Annotated in this window: 13 protein-coding genes; 5 read left to right on the forward strand and 8 right to left on the reverse strand. The window is 44.7% G+C overall.

Translation table 11 applies throughout. From position 1 onward, the window contains the following. Window positions 1–313: 313 nt before the first annotated feature. The 8 genes from dinD to dnaA form a co-directional block, all read right to left on the reverse strand. On the reverse strand, window positions 314–1168 hold the full coding sequence (dinD, locus tag RW114_RS17235) for a DNA damage-inducible protein D (protein ID WP_340123999.1): 855 nt from the start codon (window positions 1166–1168) through the stop codon (window positions 314–316). Between the two features lie 21 nt (window positions 1169–1189). Further along, window positions 1190–2383 (reverse strand): restriction endonuclease subunit S, encoded by a 1194-nt coding sequence (locus tag RW114_RS17240; RefSeq protein ID WP_340124000.1) that lies wholly within the window; start codon window positions 2381–2383, stop codon window positions 1190–1192. Further along, window positions 2380–4776, reverse strand: a complete 2397-nt coding sequence (locus tag RW114_RS17245; protein WP_340124001.1) for a DEAD/DEAH box helicase family protein — start codon at window positions 4774–4776, stop codon at window positions 2380–2382. The genes RW114_RS17240 and RW114_RS17245 overlap by 4 nt, the downstream gene beginning before the upstream one ends. An 83-nt stretch (window positions 4777–4859) precedes the next feature. Next, window positions 4860–5651 carry a prolipoprotein diacylglyceryl transferase gene (gene lgt / locus RW114_RS17250; protein ID WP_340124002.1) on the reverse strand — a complete coding sequence of 264 codons (792 nt, stop codon included), beginning with the start codon at window positions 5649–5651 and terminating at the stop codon, window positions 4860–4862. 2 nt (window positions 5652–5653) lie between these two features. Next, window positions 5654–8056, reverse strand: a complete 2403-nt coding sequence (gyrB, locus tag RW114_RS17255; protein WP_340124010.1) for a DNA topoisomerase (ATP-hydrolyzing) subunit B — start codon at window positions 8054–8056, stop codon at window positions 5654–5656. A gap of 106 nt (window positions 8057–8162) precedes the next feature. After that, a complete protein-coding gene (gene recF, locus RW114_RS17260; RefSeq protein ID WP_340124003.1) occupies window positions 8163–9239 on the reverse strand; it encodes a DNA replication/repair protein RecF in 1077 nt (358 codons plus the stop codon). Window positions 9240–9249: 10 nt separating this feature from the next. Continuing rightward, a complete protein-coding gene (dnaN, locus tag RW114_RS17265) occupies window positions 9250–10350 on the reverse strand; it encodes a DNA polymerase III subunit beta (protein ID WP_340124004.1) in 1101 nt (366 codons plus the stop codon). Between the two features lie 187 nt (window positions 10351–10537). Beyond that, window positions 10538–11854, reverse strand: coding sequence for a chromosomal replication initiator protein DnaA (gene dnaA / locus RW114_RS17270; RefSeq protein WP_340124005.1), 1317 nt, complete (start codon window positions 11852–11854; stop codon window positions 10538–10540). Between the two features lie 169 nt (window positions 11855–12023). Here dnaA and rpmH point away from each other — a divergent pair, with 169 nt between their 5' ends. From rpmH to mnmE, 5 genes are read left to right on the forward strand one after another with little or no spacing between them, the layout of a single operon-like run. After that, window positions 12024–12158, forward strand: a complete 135-nt coding sequence (gene rpmH, locus RW114_RS17275) for a 50S ribosomal protein L34 (RefSeq protein WP_243220497.1) — start codon at window positions 12024–12026, stop codon at window positions 12156–12158. Between the two features lie 11 nt (window positions 12159–12169). Continuing rightward, a complete protein-coding gene (rnpA, locus tag RW114_RS17280; RefSeq protein ID WP_340124006.1) occupies window positions 12170–12538 on the forward strand; it encodes a ribonuclease P protein component in 369 nt (122 codons plus the stop codon). Beyond that, entirely contained in the window at window positions 12520–12753 is a 234-nt protein-coding gene (gene yidD, locus RW114_RS17285) for a membrane protein insertion efficiency factor YidD (RefSeq protein ID WP_340124007.1), read from the forward strand. Before rnpA ends, yidD begins: the two co-directional genes overlap by 19 nt. After that, the gene (gene yidC / locus RW114_RS17290) at window positions 12746–14458 is read left to right on the forward strand and encodes a membrane protein insertase YidC (RefSeq protein ID WP_340124008.1); all 1713 of its coding nucleotides are present in this window, start codon (window positions 12746–12748) and stop codon (window positions 14456–14458) included. The genes yidD and yidC overlap by 8 nt, the downstream gene beginning before the upstream one ends. An 11-nt stretch (window positions 14459–14469) precedes the next feature. Further along, window positions 14470–15864: a tRNA uridine-5-carboxymethylaminomethyl(34) synthesis GTPase MnmE gene (mnmE, locus tag RW114_RS17295; RefSeq protein ID WP_340124009.1), complete on the forward strand. Its 1395-nt coding sequence runs from the start codon at window positions 14470–14472 to the stop codon at window positions 15862–15864. The last annotated feature ends 178 nt before the right edge of the window (window positions 15865–16042 follow it).

Genomic DNA, 16042 nt, shown 5'->3' on the forward strand with positions numbered 1-16042 from the left:
TAGCATCAAAGCAGGACTCAATCAATTCGAGGACTTTGGGTTCGTCGGATAGTTGATTTAAGGCAGCGTTCAGCAGTTTGCGCTGGTGATGATCTAATTCACGGATTGCAGTAATTAATTGAAAAAACTCGGCGTTTTTCATGATGATCTCCAATTGAAAACCTACATGGCTTATTTTATGAAAAAGAAATAAAAAATTCCATAGTTAACGATGACATAGCCTTAACAAATGACGATAGTGATTGGGTAGAGGCAATAGCTTTAGGGGCTTTGGATTTTTTCGCTGTTTTGATCGTGGTGTCTGGCTGATTTTTCATGATTCTTTGTTGTTTTTTTCGAGTTTCTTTTTGGCGCTTTCAATTTGTTTAATGCTGGATTCCGGTGTTGGCAAAGCTTCCGGCATTGTGCCGCCCAATTCTTTAATAGTTTGCCTTACTTTTTTACCCACCTCAAGATGGGTTTGATTAGCTTGCTTCTTCCCCCGCACTTGATCGCGCTTTAGCTTCTCTTCGGTTTGCGTGGCGCGGAACAGGTTAGCCGCCAATTCAGTGCTACCCATATGATCAAGAATTTTATAGCTTTTCTTCAAGCCCTTATGTGCGTGTATGGCTTTTGCGCCAAGCCCGCCATACAGCCCCTTATAACCATGATCCTGAAAAATGGCATACTCAAGCGGCGTTTCCACACCGGCTTCTTTTGCAGCGGCGGCCAAATGCTTGTTATGTGTTGCCAATTCGTTGCGGATAGCCAAACGTTGATCATCCTCGGAAAGCTGGGCGAATTTTTCATCATCCGCCAACTCTTGACGACGAGTTTGCATTGCAAAATAAGTCTGACCATTGGCGATAACCGGCTTGGCTGGATCACCGTTTTGCACGACCAGATAGCAGGCATAGCGAGACAGCCGAACATCTGGGAGTTCGCGTTTTGCACCTGAACCAATTTCGACCATTTCGAGGACATCCTCGAAATGGTCTTCGACGGCTTGACCACTGTTGCGGCAAGCCTCCTTCGCACGATCCAGAACCGGCAGGAAATGGCGATACTCGGAATAATCCAGCACCTTAGCCAGTGGTCTTGACAACCAATACTCATTTCCGTCTTCATCTTGCTGGCGGATGCGGTCGAAAGTGTCGTGATGTTGTTCGGCAATGCGTTTGTTAGTCATGACAGTGCTCCTTTTCAAATTTTATTGTGCCGATAGAGAATCGAAGGCTTGGGCTAGCAAGCGTGTTGAAAGCAATTCGATTTCCTTTTTGTTAGTTTGAATAGTGGCCTTTACATTATCTATTTCATCCAACATATTTTTCACTGTCATTGCCAATCGCACCTGTTTTTCCATCGCTAATAACGGGACTGTAAATTCTTTCAACATTGCCCCATTCAAATTAGCCTGATTTCCGCCCCGACCATCGGATAGCGACCGTAAATTGGAATATGAATGTCTAAGCCAATATTGCAAATATTCAGGATGGAATGTTTTATTCGGAAGGATCGCAAAGCAAGCTTGATTTGTTGTAGCCGGAACTTCCAAAACAGCCGATTGGCCTCTTGTTTTTCCTTGACCGTACATAGCAACCAACACTGTTTTAGGCGGTAGTAATGTGAGTGAGCATTCTGTTAGTGCTTTTTCCGAAATAGATTCTTCAGTATCGTAAATAGGTTCATAAACCACCTCTCCAGTTTTTATCCAAGCATATTGACCGGGAGTCCAATAGTCCTTTTTATCCCGACTTGGTGTCGAACCACTTGTTGTTACTGCTACATCACCAATTTTTACAAATTTTTCAGGTTTCAATTTAACAAAAATTGATTCCAGCAGTTGGGTTTCAAGTTTTTTTATATCGCGTTCTTGTATATCTAAAGCCTTACGCGCGGTTTCGACTTCGGCGAATTGGGCTTTGAGTTTTGCGGCAATTTGGCCTTGTTCATTTAATGGCACCCAAGGAATAGACTGAACAAATACCTGCTTATCCGTAACGGCGGGATATAAAGCACCTTGAACAAAGTCGACCAGTGAATCAACAAACATCTTTGATTGCACAAAAGAAAACAAATAGTCTGGGTCTAATTCTGGGCCACAACGAAGCACACAAAATCCTGTGCTACAAATCTCACCGTTTAATTCACTAGGCACAACCGCAACCGCATTCAGATTGGGTCGAGTCGTTGAAACAATGACATCATTGTGATGCACCACTTGGCGAGCCCTAACTGAAGCAGACTCACCATTAATTCTCTGAGGGGAAGTAATTTTTTTAGTTGTATTATCAACAGCAGAAATATCAATGTACCAAAATTCCTTATCAGGCTGAGCTTTTGGATTGATAAATATAATATTTCGTTCACACAAATCATTTAACAGGCGCAAAATAATATTCATATCCCAAACAACCGCCCTTTAGCCTCAAGAATCACCGCCGCCGGTTGCCCCCATTTTTTCAAAGCCGCTAAGCCACCCGCCCGGCTGATTTCCGGCACCTGCCAGAGCGAATCCGATTCCAATGCCTCGGTGCCGCCCAAACCGAACTGGTGACCAAAACCTTTCAGCACTATCGCCGCATCGCTCGGCATGTCTTCAAACCAGAGTAGATTTCGGTCGAGATAACCCTGACCGTGCTGTTGCCGCTTCAACGCTTGGGCATGGTAGCCGTGGTGGGCAAACATATCGTAATAATCAAAATCCTGCATGTCTTCCAGTTCCCGTAATACTTCGGGCGAGTAGTTTTCGCCCAGCAAATAATCGATCAAGTCGCGGCGTTTTTTGTTTTCTATCCACAGTTGCCGGAAATCCTGCAAGTTGCCCGCTTCACGCACCACCCGTTGCAACATTTCCCGACGGTATTCATCTATCGGTATTTTGACATCACGGCCTTCGCGGCGGGTCAGGATAAAACGACCTTCGGAATTGACGGTGACGGTTTGCCCGCCAATTTGAATCACCGGCGGTCCGTCTTCTCCCTCGCCATCATCCGCGCCGTCTTCGCCACCACCGCCGGTTTTCTTTTTGCCTGAACTGTGCGCGGTAATGAAATCGGTACCGAACAAGTCGGTTACGCCGGTGTAATCGTACAGCCAGAATTTGTATTTTTGCGTGACTTCGTCGATGCGGGTGCCGCGTCCGAGCATTTGGTAAAACAGGATGCTGGATTCCAGGTAACGGAAAAACACCACCGCATTGAGCCGTTCTATATCAACGCCGGTCGCCAACAAGTCAACGGTGCAAGCGATAAAAGCGCGTTCGCCAGAACCGCGCATCGGCTGGATCAGTTCGCGGCCACCATTGTCTGTGCATTTAAAGGCGTAATGTTCTTTAGCTGCCCGGCCTTGCTGCTTACACCATAGACTGTATAGGTTATTCATTTGCATGACGACTCTATCGGCATGAATGTCGCGGGTGCAGAAAATAATCACTTTTTGCTCAGGGCCGCCATGCTGACAAAGTTGCTCGAACAAGTCTTTACACATAGCCGCGACGCGGTTCGGCATCAGTAGTTGGCTATCAAACTGCTTGGCGGTATATTGAGCTTTGATTTGTTCCACACCGACTGGCTTACCGGTTCTGGCATCAACCGGATTTGCTTTTAGTACCTCGTCGCTGGTGAAGGTTTTGCCGTCTATCGAGGCTTTGCGTTTGATAATTTCGCAGGCGGCCAGATAGCCGTCTTCCTGGGCTTGGATCAGGTTGTATTCGTAAACCGGCTCACCGAAATATTTAAGATTGTTGGAGGTGATCAGGGCGTCATCTTTGTTTTGCGTCTTGGCTTCACGCAATTGTCGAGGCGTGGCGGTCAGGCCGATATGTACCGCATTGGGATTGCGCAGTAACACTTCAGACCAACGGCCCCAGGCGGAACGATGGCATTCGTCAATGATAATCACGCTGAACGCATCTATCGGATAATGTTCGCTGAGAAAACTGATGGTGTCATTCTCTTCGTCATCCAGCCCTAAGGTCTGGTAAGTCGCAATATGAATCCGGGCATTTTTGGCGCTGTTGTCGCCTTTGCTGTGGGTGACGATGCGGGCATTGTCGCCGAAGACTGCTTTGAGTTTGTTGTAACCCTGTTCGCGCAGTTCGTCCCGGTCGCAAAGAAACAAGGCCGGTTTAGGCAAACGCTGGGCTTCGTGCAAGCGCCACAGCAGGTTTGCAGCAATGACGGTTTTACCGGCCCCGGTAGCTAATGATAACAACACACGACAGAGCTGCCTATTTTGCTCACAATGTAGAATTTTTTCAAAACAGGCGCGAATGGCGGCATCCTGATAATAGCGGGATTTGGGATAGGCCGGACTGTCTGCCATGAATAACAAGGCCGATTCGGGTTTGGTCAGATCAATCCCCGTATCTTTAGCATAACGGACGGTTAAATCATCATGGCTGGGAAAGTGCTCTTTGAGTGAATGCGGCCCGGTTTGCAAGCCGCTGGTTTTATCGTATTCGCCGTATAAATGGCCGTTGGTAGCAAACACATACTGAACACTAAAGCGGCTGCATTCCGAGTAACCTTTGGCCTGTTGCATGCCTTTGAGCGAATCTTCCGATTGTTTTTTGGCTTCCAGTACGCCGACCGGTAACGGCTTGGGCATGTCACCTGCCTGCACGCAAAGCAGGTAATCGGTGCGACCCCCGCCAGCACGTCTACGGCCTTTGTGGCCGATGGCTTCTACCGGGGCGGGTGTTTCCAGTTTGAGTTTGGAATGATCGTCATAGCCTTTTTCGCGCAGCACCGGATCAATCAGGTAATAGCGGGTTTCTTGTTCGTTATAGCTCATGATATTTCCCTATGGATGCCTTCCTTGCGAACAAATTAACACCGAGCAAGCCGATTACTACCCGATACATATTCCTTATCGATTTATTGGTTTGGAATAGTTTTTTTATAGGCAAAATAAAATAATCCAGCGCCGATTATTATCATCGGTGTTGACAGTATCTGCCCCATGGTCAGCCAGTCCAAAGCCAAATAACCTAATTGCGCGTCCGGCACTCTGAAAAACTCGACAAAAAACCGAAAGCATCCGTAAAAAAACAACGCCATGCCGGTCGTAGCCATAACCGGTCTGGGTTTGCTCGAATACACCCAGAGAATGACAAACAACACCACGCCCTCTAAAAAGGCTTCGTACAATTGCGAAGGGTGACGGGCTAACGGGCCGCCGGTAGGAAAGACCATGGCCCAGGGTACATCGGTAGGTCTGCCCCATAATTCGGAATTGATAAAGTTGCCGATACGACCGGCGCCCAAACCTATAGGTGCCAGCGGCGCGATAATATCGGTCAATTGCAGCATGCTGCATTGCTGCTTTCTGGCAAATAACCACATTGCAATAAACACACCCAACATGCCGCCATGAAAGGACATACCGCCTTGCCATATTTTAATCAGGATCAGCGGGTCGCTTAGGAAACCGGAAAAATTATAAAACAGGATATAGCCGATTCTGCCGCCCAGAATGACGCCGAGTGCACCGTAAGTCACCAGATCTTCTATGGCTTCCGGCTTGATCGGCGACCAGGGCTGTTCGGCCCGTTTTTGCCCTATAAACCAGACGGCGGCAAAACCGATCAGGTACATCAGTCCGTACCAGTGAATCTTTACCGGGCCTAAGCTAAAGGCAATAGGGTCGATTTGTGGAAAATTCAGCATAATTAAACATCCAGATTAGTAACATCCAAGGCATTTTTGACGATAAAATCCCGTCGCGGTTCCACCACATCGCCCATTAGCGTGGTAAAAATCTCATCGGCCGCAATCACATCTTCGATTCTGACCTGTAGCAAGCGTCGGTTATTTGAATCCAGCGTGGTTTCCCACAGCTGTTCCGGATTCATTTCACCCAAACCTTTGTAACGTTGGATATGCTGGCCTTTTTTGATTTCCTTCATCATCCATTCAAAAGCCTGTTTAAAGTTGCTGACCGGCTGCTGTCTTTCGCCCATTTGCATGAATGAGCCTTCATTGAACATGCCCGCCGTGTTTTCTGCATATTGCGCGATTTTTTGATAATCCTTGCCGTTAAAAAAGGTCGATGGCAACACAAAGGTTTTAGTTAATGCGTGCAGTCGTTTATTAACGACGACAGAAAAATCGTTAGCCGCTTTATAGTCCAGCTCGATGGTGTATATCGCCTTGCTGTTGCAATCAGTCAGTTTCTGCTCCATCGTGGCAAACCAGGCAGCAAGCTTTTGTTGATCCTGCTTGAGGTCGTCGCTGATCACATCGATATAGGCAAACTGCTCCAGAAAAATATCATCGTAACGTCTGGACAAGCGGTTATTGATGTCGGCTATTTCGGTAAACAATTTAGCCAGTTTTTCCAAGCCCTGCCCTTGAATAGGCGGTGTCGATGCATCGGTAAAAAGCTGGGCTTTATCCAGGGCAAGCTGAATCAGATATTCATTTAACTGGGCATCGTCTTTAACGTAATGCTCTTGTTTGCCTTTTTTTACCTTGTACAACGGCGGCTGGGCAATATAGATATAACCTTTTTCGACGATCTCGGGCAATTGACGGTAAAAAAACGTCAGCAATAAGGTTCTGATATGCGAGCCATCGACATCGGCATCGGTCATGATGATAATGCGGTGGTACCGCAGCTTGGCCAGATTATATTCATCCTTGCCTATGCCGCAACCTAACGCGGTAATTAAGGTTCCGACTTCTTCCGATGAAATCATTTTGTCGAAGCGGGCTTTCTCTACGTTAAGGATTTTCCCCTTTAACGGCAGTATGGCTTGTGTGCGACGGTCTCTGCCCTGCTTTGCCGACCCGCCCGCAGAATCCCCTTCCACCAGGAACAGTTCAGATAACGCAGGATCTTTTTCCTGGCAATCCGCCAATTTTCCAGGCAATCCGGCAATATCCAGCGTAGTTTTACGACGCGTCATTTCACGGGCTTTACGGGCTGCTTCTCTGGCACGGGCCGCATCGACAATCTTGCCGACGATGGCTTTGGCTATTTGCGGTTTTTCCAGCAAAAACTCCTGCAACTTTTCATTCATCGTCGATTCGACTATCGGCTTAATTTCCGAAGAAACCAGTTTGTCTTTTGTTTGCGAGGAAAATTTGGGATCAGGCACCTTAACCGAAAGCACCGCGGTCAAACCTTCCCGGGCATCATCGCCGGTAGTCTGTACTTTTTCTTTTTTAGCCAAACCGCTGGACTCGATGTATTGATTGATGGTCCGGGTCAAAGCGCCCCTGAAACCGGCCAAATGGCTGCCGCCATCACGCTGGGGAATATTGTTGGTGTAGCAAAACACATTCTCCTGGTAAGAATCATTCCACTGCATAGCCACTTCGACAACAACACCGTCCTTTTCAGCTGTAAAGTGAAATACCTCCGGGAATAGCGGCGTTTTGTTTTTATTAAGATGCACAACAAAAGCGCCTATACCGCCTTCAAATTCGAATACGTCTTGTCTATCAGACCGCTCATCTTCCAGGCTGATGCGTACACCGGAATTCAGGAAGGATAATTCTCTAAGCCTTTTTGCCAGGATGTCATAGTGAAACTCGACATCGGTAAATGTTTCGGTACTGGGCTTAAAATTTATCAGGGTACCTGAACCTTCGGCAGGCCCTGCTGCGGCCAATGGCGCAACCGGGTTGCCCATTCGGTATTGCTGCTTGTAAAGTTGACCATTTTTGCGCACCTCAAGATTCAACTCTTCGGATAAGGCATTGACCACCGACACACCCACACCGTGCAGACCGCCGCTTACCTTATAGGCATTATCATCAAATTTACCGCCGGCATGCAGTACCGTCATAATAACTTCCGCCGCCGACACACCCTCTTCTTTATGAATATCGACAGGAATGCCCCGGCCATCATCAGAAACAGAGACCGAGCCATTGCTGTGAATAATCACCCTGACTTCTTTGCAATAGCCCGCCAGAGCCTCGTCAATCGAATTATCGACAACTTCAAAAACCATGTGATGCAAACCGGAGCCGTCGTCCGTATCACCGATATACATGCCCGGTCGTTTTCTGACTGCATCTAAGCCTTTTAGCACTTGAATATTGGTGCTGTCGTATTCAGGCATGGCCGTTTTTATTTCGACTGTTTGGCTTGACGTTTCGACAACTTGATCACTGGAGTTACTCATGATTGTTTTTTTCCTAATGGTTGCGAATGTTCCACGTGGAACATTACACGGATTTTATGGTGCCATGTTCCACGTGGAACATTTTGTAATTGTTAAGTTGACTTAAATCGCCAAAATCTATTTTTTCGGTTGCGGTAATAAATACCTGACAAGCCATTTCTGACAAATAGTTTAATAACTTAGCCCGGTTAATCAGATCAAGTTCCGCTGCGAAATCATCAATCAAAATACAGCCTGTTTGGCTCTGTTCATTGGCAAGCAATTGAACCTGTGCCAATTTCAAACTCATGACTAATAATTTTAATTGTCCGCGTGAAACAAAATCCTTTGCCAAACGGTTATTAACCAATAATTGAAAATCTCCACGATGAGGCCCACTATGGGTAAAGCCATAACGCAGGTCTTTATCCCGATCATCAATTAAAACCCGATTAAATTCCTTCGCAGTATCCCAACCGGACACGAGCTTCAAATCGATGCCATCAAGAGTGAGAAATCTGCCGATGATTTCGATAAAAACAGGTTTGAATTTTTCTAAATATTGCTGACGGAAACTGTCCACTATTGTACCGTAATAAACGAGTTCTTTATCCCAAACATTGATTTGTTCAAGCCGCTTTGTTTTTAACAGTGCATTGCGTTGAGATAAGGCTTTTTTAAACTTACGCCAGGCAGGTAAAAAGTTTGAGTCATTATTGAAAACGCCCCAATCTAAAAACTCTCTTCTTATTTGGGAACCGGCATCAAGTAATTCGTAACTTTTAGGATGAATAAGTTGCAACGGCAATGCATAGGCTAAGTCCGAACGCTTTTGTTTCGCTTGCTGATTGATATGGATTTCAATATTTTTACCATCGAGCTGGATACCTAACTGTAATTGACTGCCATTTTCCTGCAAAGTTTGCGCAGAAACGACTAACCGATCTTTGGTGAAATTGATAACAGACTTGATAGCTGAACAACGATAAGATTTAGCTCGTCCTAAAATAAAAATAGCTTCGAGTAGAGCGCTTTTGCCACTGGCATTTTCTCCAACAATCAGATTGATTGTTGGAGAGGGGATTATTGATTCTTTTTGGATATTTCTGACTGAGTAGATATCCAGCTTCAACAAACTCATTACTGCAATGCTACAGTCTCATGGGCATAACAATAAATTTATACCCACAATCACCCGGTTCATCGATAAAACAACTGCTGGCATTACTCGCGATGGTCAAAACCGCTAATTCGGAATCCAGGTTGGAAACAGCATCCAATAAATACTGGGCATTAAAAGCAATCGTTAGCGGTTCCCCGGTGTATTCGATCACCAGCTCTTCTTCGGCTTCATCATGCTCTGGATTATGCGTGCTGATTTTCAGGCTGTCGGGGGTGATGTCAAAAGTCACCCCCTTGAATTTTTCATTCGACAAGATAGCGACACGGGTCAGTGCTTCTTTCAGTATTTGTTTTTGAATGTGAATCTGATTAAAGAATTCCTGTTGGAAAACTTTACTAAAATCAGGATATTTAGAATCGACCAATTTTGCCGAGAAAATCAGGTTCTTGATGAAAACCCGAATATTGTTGCTGGAAAACTCAACTTTCAGTTCGGCTTCAGGATCGTCGAGCAATCGACTTAGTTCAAGCACACCTTTTCTGGGAAGAATAATTCTGGCTTCAAAACCGGTAGCCTGATCCAGATTATCTTCATAAATAGACAAACGATGTCCATCAGAGGCAACCAGTTTAAATTTACTGTTGGATACATTAAACAACAAGCCGTTCAGATAATAACGAACATCCTGATTAGCCATGCAGAAAACCGTCTTATCCAGTGCTTTTTTAAATTTTCCGGCAGTGATGAATAAGTGATTCTCTAACTCGGATTCGGCAAATTCAGGATAATTATCGGCGGGTAAACAACTCAAAGAAAAACGACTGCGACTTGAGGCTATTTTCACCTTATCGCCCTGCAATTCGAATTTGATTTCGGCTCCGCTAGGTAGCAGCCTACAAATATCTAAAAATTTTCTGGCCGGTACGGTAATCGTTCCTGGAGTGGCCGTTGCGATATTGATTTTAGCAATGATCTGAATTTCCAGATCGGTACCCGTTAAAATCAGCTGATCTTCCTCAATAACGATCAATACATTGGAAAGAATAGGCATGGTCTGCCTTTTTTCTATCACGCTGACTATTTGCTGCAAAGGAGTCAGGATTTCTTCTCTATTAATAATAAATTTCATAAAAGAATATTTTTCTATTATTACTATTAGCTTAAAAGGAAACTGTGGGAAACAGCTTTTTACCCTTAATAATCAATTAGCTATGTTGTTATGAATATTGTGGTTAACGATGCACTTTACAATGTATAGCCTGTGGTTAAATAAAGACGGTTAGAAACATTACATGTTATCCACAGCTTGCTCTCGATTAATGTGACAGGGTTCTCAACAGGTTGGAATAATCTTCAGCAATCTTGTTGTCAGCGCCTTTTAACTCGGCAATTCGTTTACAGGCATTCATTACCGTGGTGTGGTCACGACCGCCAAAGGCATCGCCAATTTCAGGAAAGCTGTGTGAGGTTAATTCTCTGGCTAAGCACATAGCCATTTGCCTTGGCCTAGTAATGGATTGTTTTCTGTTTTTAGAAGACAAATCGGCAACGCGAATTTTAAAATATTCGGCAACTGTTTTTTGAATATTGTCGATATTAACGAGCTTATCCTGCAAAGAAATTAAATCATGCAGTGCTTCCTTGGTAAAGTCGATGGTGATGTCACGGCCGGTAAACTGTGCGTTGGCAATGACTCGTCGCAAAGCGCCTTCCAGATCCCGGACGTTGGAAGGAATCCGTTTGGCGATAAAAAAAGCCACATCCTGAGCTAATTCAATATTAACAAAAGCGGCTTTCTTCATTAAAATAGCCGCTCTGGTTTCCATATCAGGAGGCTCGATTAAAACAGGAAGTCCCCAGCCAAATCGTGATTTTAAGCGATCTTCAAGACCTATAATTTCCTTTGGATATTTGTCGCAGGTTAAGATGACTTGATGTTTTTTTTCCAACAAGGTATTGAAAGTATGGAAGAACTCTTCCTGAGAACGCTCCTTGCCGGCAAAAAATTGAATATCGTCGATTAACAGCACATCAACGCCACGATAAAATTCTTTAAAGGCATTAATGGAGTTTTGTTGTAATGCCCTAACCATATCCTGAACGAATTTTTCAGAGTGCAGATAAACGACAGTTGCTGATGGATTTTTTTGCAAAACAGCATTGCCAATCGCATGCATCATATGGGTTTTACCCAAACCTGAACTGCCGTAAATAAGTAACGGGTTATAAGCTTTGCCGATATTTTCAGAAACCTGCATCGAAGCCGCCCTAGCCAACTGGTTGGATTTACCCTCAACAAAACTGTCGAATGTAAATGCCTTATTAAGAAAGTTTGGACTGGTTTTTTGAGTACCGGCAGGCTTTGCTATTTTAGCAGCAGGAGTAACGGATGAATTTTTGGAACCAATTTCAAGACTTAAATGTAATGTTCCATTGGAAAACTCATAAATCGTTTCTTCAATTTTTGCAAAATGATGCTCTTTAACCCAGTCCAGTACAAACCGATTTGGGGCTAATAATTTTATGTGCCCATCGCTTTCTATGGCCTGAAGGGGCCTTATCCATGTACTGAAATCAGAACCTGAAATTTCATTTTCAAGCTTAGAAAGACAGTTGTTCCAAATTGAGCTCATTGAAATAGTAAAAAAAGTTGATTAGTGTAATGAAGTAATTTTGCATTTTATCACGATACAGTAATAAAACATTGCTCTACAGAATTGACAGACCTAGCCGTTTATTTTATCATCCGCTGTCTTTTTTATCTGTTTTTGTTAACACTCATCTGATCAGGCCTTAAGTACAATGAAAAGAACATACCAACCTAGTAAAATTAAACGCGCAAGAACGCACGGTTTTCGTGCAAGAATGGCAACAGTCGGTGGCCGTAGAGTTATCAATGCTCGTAGAGCAAAAGGACGCGCCCAGTTAACCGTTTAGTTGATGGATGTGTGGCTGAAGAAGTTTTTAGTTTCCCCCCGCAGTTACGGTTAAAAAAACCAGCTGAATATAAAAAGGTTTTTGCTAAGCCTGTAAAATCAAGCGACCAATATTTTACCCTATTAGCCATAAAGAATGATTTCGATCATCCGAGGCTGGGCTTGGCAATTGCTAAAAAAAATATAAGAAAGGCAGTACAAAGGAATGTGATTAAACGAACTGTCAGGGAAAACTTTAGAATAAAACAACACGATTTAGGGAATATGGATATTGTTGTTTTGGCTCGTAGAGAAGCCGTCGATGCTCCACTGGATTTGTTAAGAAAATCATTGGAAAGGCATTGGCTTAAGCTGGTATCCCGATGCGATTCATACTCATAGCAATTATAAAGTTTTATAAATACTTTATTAGCCCTCTGCTTGGAGACAGATGTCGCTTCTATCCAAGTTGTTCAAGTTATTCTCTGGAAGCGCTTCAGCTCCATGGGGCCATTATCGGCTCCTATCTCACCCTCAAAAGATTATTAAGATGCCATCCGTTCCATGAAGGTGGCATTGATCCCGTTCCAGAAAAATTTGGTAATAAGAATGGATAATATAAGATTTGTACTGATCGTTACTTTTGCAATGCTTGTTTTTATGCTGCAACAAGCCTGGCAACAAGATTATGGCCCGAAACCTGAAATTGCAGCTGTTGCAGACACTGTAGCTGCCAATACCAAAGAAGACCTACCTTCTGCCACTGGATCATCGGCTCAAACAGAAACGGCAGATCAGGATACGACAGCCGTTCCATTGGCAACATCATCATCTGCCAACATCATTACCGTTAAAACCGATGTGCTTGCTCTCGAAATTGATATCAAAGGGGGCACTATCCAGAATCTGGATTTGCTGGACTATCCACTGGAAAAATCCAATACCGCTGTAGATAGTTTGCGCGCACTGATTGGTTTAGCGCCCGCAGAAAAAAACACTGCCCCTGTACGTTTATTTGACAGCAGTCAGGAAAAATTATTTGTCGCCCAAAGCGGCTTGATTGCCAGCAGCGGTTTTTCGGCAGCGCCCAGCCATCATTCAGTATTTAAGAATGAACAGACCAATTATGACCTGCAGCCAGGACAAGACAGTTTAACCGTCCCCTTAACTTGGACGGATAACAGCGGCCTGACCATTACCAAATTATTTACCTTTAAGCGCGGCAGTTATCAAATAACACTCGAACAAAAAGTAAAAAATGACTCTTCAAAGGATTGGTCCGGCAGACAATACAGCCAGTTACTTAAAGTTCCGGAGACGAGCAGCGGTGGTGGGATGCTGACCGGCGGCATGAGAGCTTATGACGGCGGCGTTATTTATACCGAAAAAGAAAAATACCAAAAAATAAGCTTTGACGATATGGATGATGAAAATCTTGATGTTGCGACCGTAGGCGGTTGGACAGCAATAATTCAGCATTATTTTGCCTCAGCATGGGTTCCGCCTGCCGACCAGGAAAATCACTTCTATACCAAAACCTTGAATGACGGCCGTTATGTGATCGGAACTTATTCTCCATTGGTCACCGTTAACGCCAATTCAAATGCTCAATTTGTCGCCAATTTGTTTGCAGGGCCTAAAATTCAGCCGATGATGGAAAAAATTGCGCCCGGTCTTGAGCTTACCGTGGATTACAGCTTTTTAACCTTTATCGGCAAACCGATTTACTGGATATTAAATCAAATCTATAACACTGTTGGTAACTGGGGCGTAGCCATTATTGGTGTAACATTATGTATTAAGTTGCTGTTTTTCCCATTGTCGCAAGCCAGTTATAAATCAATGGCTAAAATGCGTAAAATTCAGCCACGTCTTAAAGAACTGCAAGAACGTTTTGCTGATGACAGACCGCGTTTTAACACCGAAATGATGGCCTTGTATAAAAAAGAAAAGGTCAATCCATTGGGTGGCTGTCTGCCTATTTTGGTGCAGATTCCGGTGTTTATGTGTTTATATTGGGTATTGAGCGAAACCGTTGAGTTTCGTCAAGCGCCTTTTATGTTATGGATACAGGATTTATCTATCCAGGATCCATTTTATGTTTTGCCGGTTATCATGGGTATTACCATGAAAATTCAGCAAGGCTTAAATCCTGCACCGATTGATCCGATACAGGCTAAAGTCATGAAGATGTTCCCGATTGTCTTTACTATTTTCTTCCTGTTTTTTCCGGCCGGTTTGGTTTTATATTGGGTAGTCAACAATACCCTGTCTATTATTCAACAGTCGTATATCACCCGGAAAATAGCTAGAATGCCATAACTTTGGCTAAAATGGATATTGAAAACCTAGATACCATTGCAGCCATTGCAACACCGCCAGGGAATGGCGGTGTTGGTATTATTCGTATTTCGGGGGCATTAGTTCCCGAAATCGCCAAACATCTCATTGGTCGTGCCTGCTCCCGGCAGGCTTGCGACATACAGACGATCCCTGGAGATAAAGCATTAACTCCCCGACTGGCCTTGTATTCATCTTTTTACGATGCCGACGGCTCAGTGATCGATTCTGGCATCACGCTGTATTTCCCTGCTCCGGCCTCGTACACCGGTGAAGACATACTCGAACTCCAAGGTCACGGCGGTTCGGTCGTATTGGACATGCTGTTGCGGCGGGTTTTATCGCTAGGCGCTCGATTAGCCAACCCCGGCGAATTTACCGAACGCGCCTTTCTTAATGACAAACTTGATTTAGCCCAGGCTGAAGCCGTCGCCGACTTAATTGAAAGCAGCACCGAACAGTCGGTCCGGTCGGCGCAAAAATCGATGCAGGGTGTTTTTTCAGTACAGATCAATGAACTGGTCGACGAACTCACCGAACTCAGAATTTACGTCGAAGCGGCTATCGATTTTGTCGATGAAGAAATCGATTTTTTGACCGACGGCGTGGTCGAAAACCGGCTGGTCAAATTACAGCAGCGCATAGAACAAATCCAAAAAACAGCACAACAAGGCCGCCTGCTGCGCGACGGTATGACCGTCGTATTAGCCGGCAAACCGAACGCCGGAAAATCCAGCCTGCTCAATGCGCTGGCCGGGCATGAAGCGGCGATAGTTACCGACATAGCCGGAACCACAAGGGACGTGTTAAAAGAACGCATCCAGCTGGACGGCATGCCCTTGCATATCATCGATACCGCAGGCCTTCGCGAAAGCGACAATGTGATAGAACAAGAAGGCATCCGCAGGGCGCATCAGGAAATCAAGAACGCCGATAAAATCTTATTGCTGATCGATGCCAGAGAACCGGAAATAGAATCGATATTAAAAACCCTGCCCCCCGGCGGCAACATCACCCAAATCTACAATAAAATAGATCTGCTTGGCATAGAGCCGGAAATCAAACAAACCGAATCCGGCGCCCAAATCTACTTGTCGATTAAAACCGGCGAAGGCATGGAACTGTTAAAACAGCACCTCAAACAGAGCGTCGGTTTTAACGAGGCTACAGACAATGTTTTTATTGCCCGAAGACGACACATAGAAGCCTTAAACAAAGGCCATGAGTTTGTTGATAGCGCCTTAAACCAGTTAAGAGGCAGCCAGGCCGGAGAACTGGTCGCGGAGGATTTAAGACAAGCGCAAATGAGCCTTGCGGAAATTACCGGAAAATTTACCTCGGATGATTTACTGGGGAAAATATTTTCTAGTTTCTGTATTGGAAAATAGTAGCCGAACAAGCCAGTCCGACACGTTCCAGTGATCTATCAGTACGTAACACTCGATGTTCAAGTTTTTAAATTTTTTGCAGCCTGATTCTTGGAAAATTATCCAGCAGCACGGTACTGTAGCGAAACCGTCGGCCCTAAACGCCCCAAATCCCTCCCAACCATATGTTTTCCAGAAG

This window comes from Methylobacter svalbardensis, assembly GCF_037671525.1.
Taxonomy (GTDB): domain Bacteria; phylum Pseudomonadota; class Gammaproteobacteria; order Methylococcales; family Methylomonadaceae; genus Methylobacter_A; species Methylobacter_A svalbardensis.

Excerpts from the sequence above, each read along its gene's own strand:
- yidC (WP_340124008.1), top strand. The coding sequence starts at position 12,746 with ATGGATAATATAAGATTTGTACTGATCGTTACTTTTGCAATGCTTGTT.
- RW114_RS17240 (WP_340124000.1), bottom strand. The coding sequence starts at position 2,383 with ATGAATATTATTTTGCGCCTGTTAAATGATTTGTGTGAACGAAATATT.
- rpmH (WP_243220497.1), top strand. The coding sequence starts at position 12,024 with ATGAAAAGAACATACCAACCTAGTAAAATTAAACGCGCAAGAACGCAC.
- dinD (WP_340123999.1), bottom strand. The coding sequence starts at position 1,168 with ATGACTAACAAACGCATTGCCGAACAACATCACGACACTTTCGACCGC.
- recF (WP_340124003.1), bottom strand. The coding sequence starts at position 9,239 with ATGAGTTTGTTGAAGCTGGATATCTACTCAGTCAGAAATATCCAAAAA.
- lgt (WP_340124002.1), bottom strand. The coding sequence starts at position 5,651 with ATGCTGAATTTTCCACAAATCGACCCTATTGCCTTTAGCTTAGGCCCG.
- gyrB (WP_340124010.1), bottom strand. The coding sequence starts at position 8,056 with ATGCCTGAATACGACAGCACCAATATTCAAGTGCTAAAAGGCTTAGAT.
- yidD (WP_340124007.1), top strand. The coding sequence starts at position 12,520 with ATGCGATTCATACTCATAGCAATTATAAAGTTTTATAAATACTTTATT.
- dnaN (WP_340124004.1), bottom strand. The coding sequence starts at position 10,350 with ATGAAATTTATTATTAATAGAGAAGAAATCCTGACTCCTTTGCAGCAA.
- dnaA (WP_340124005.1), bottom strand. The coding sequence starts at position 11,854 with ATGAGCTCAATTTGGAACAACTGTCTTTCTAAGCTTGAAAATGAAATT.
- mnmE (WP_340124009.1), top strand. The coding sequence starts at position 14,470 with ATGGATATTGAAAACCTAGATACCATTGCAGCCATTGCAACACCGCCA.
- RW114_RS17245 (WP_340124001.1), bottom strand. The coding sequence starts at position 4,776 with ATGAGCTATAACGAACAAGAAACCCGCTATTACCTGATTGATCCGGTG.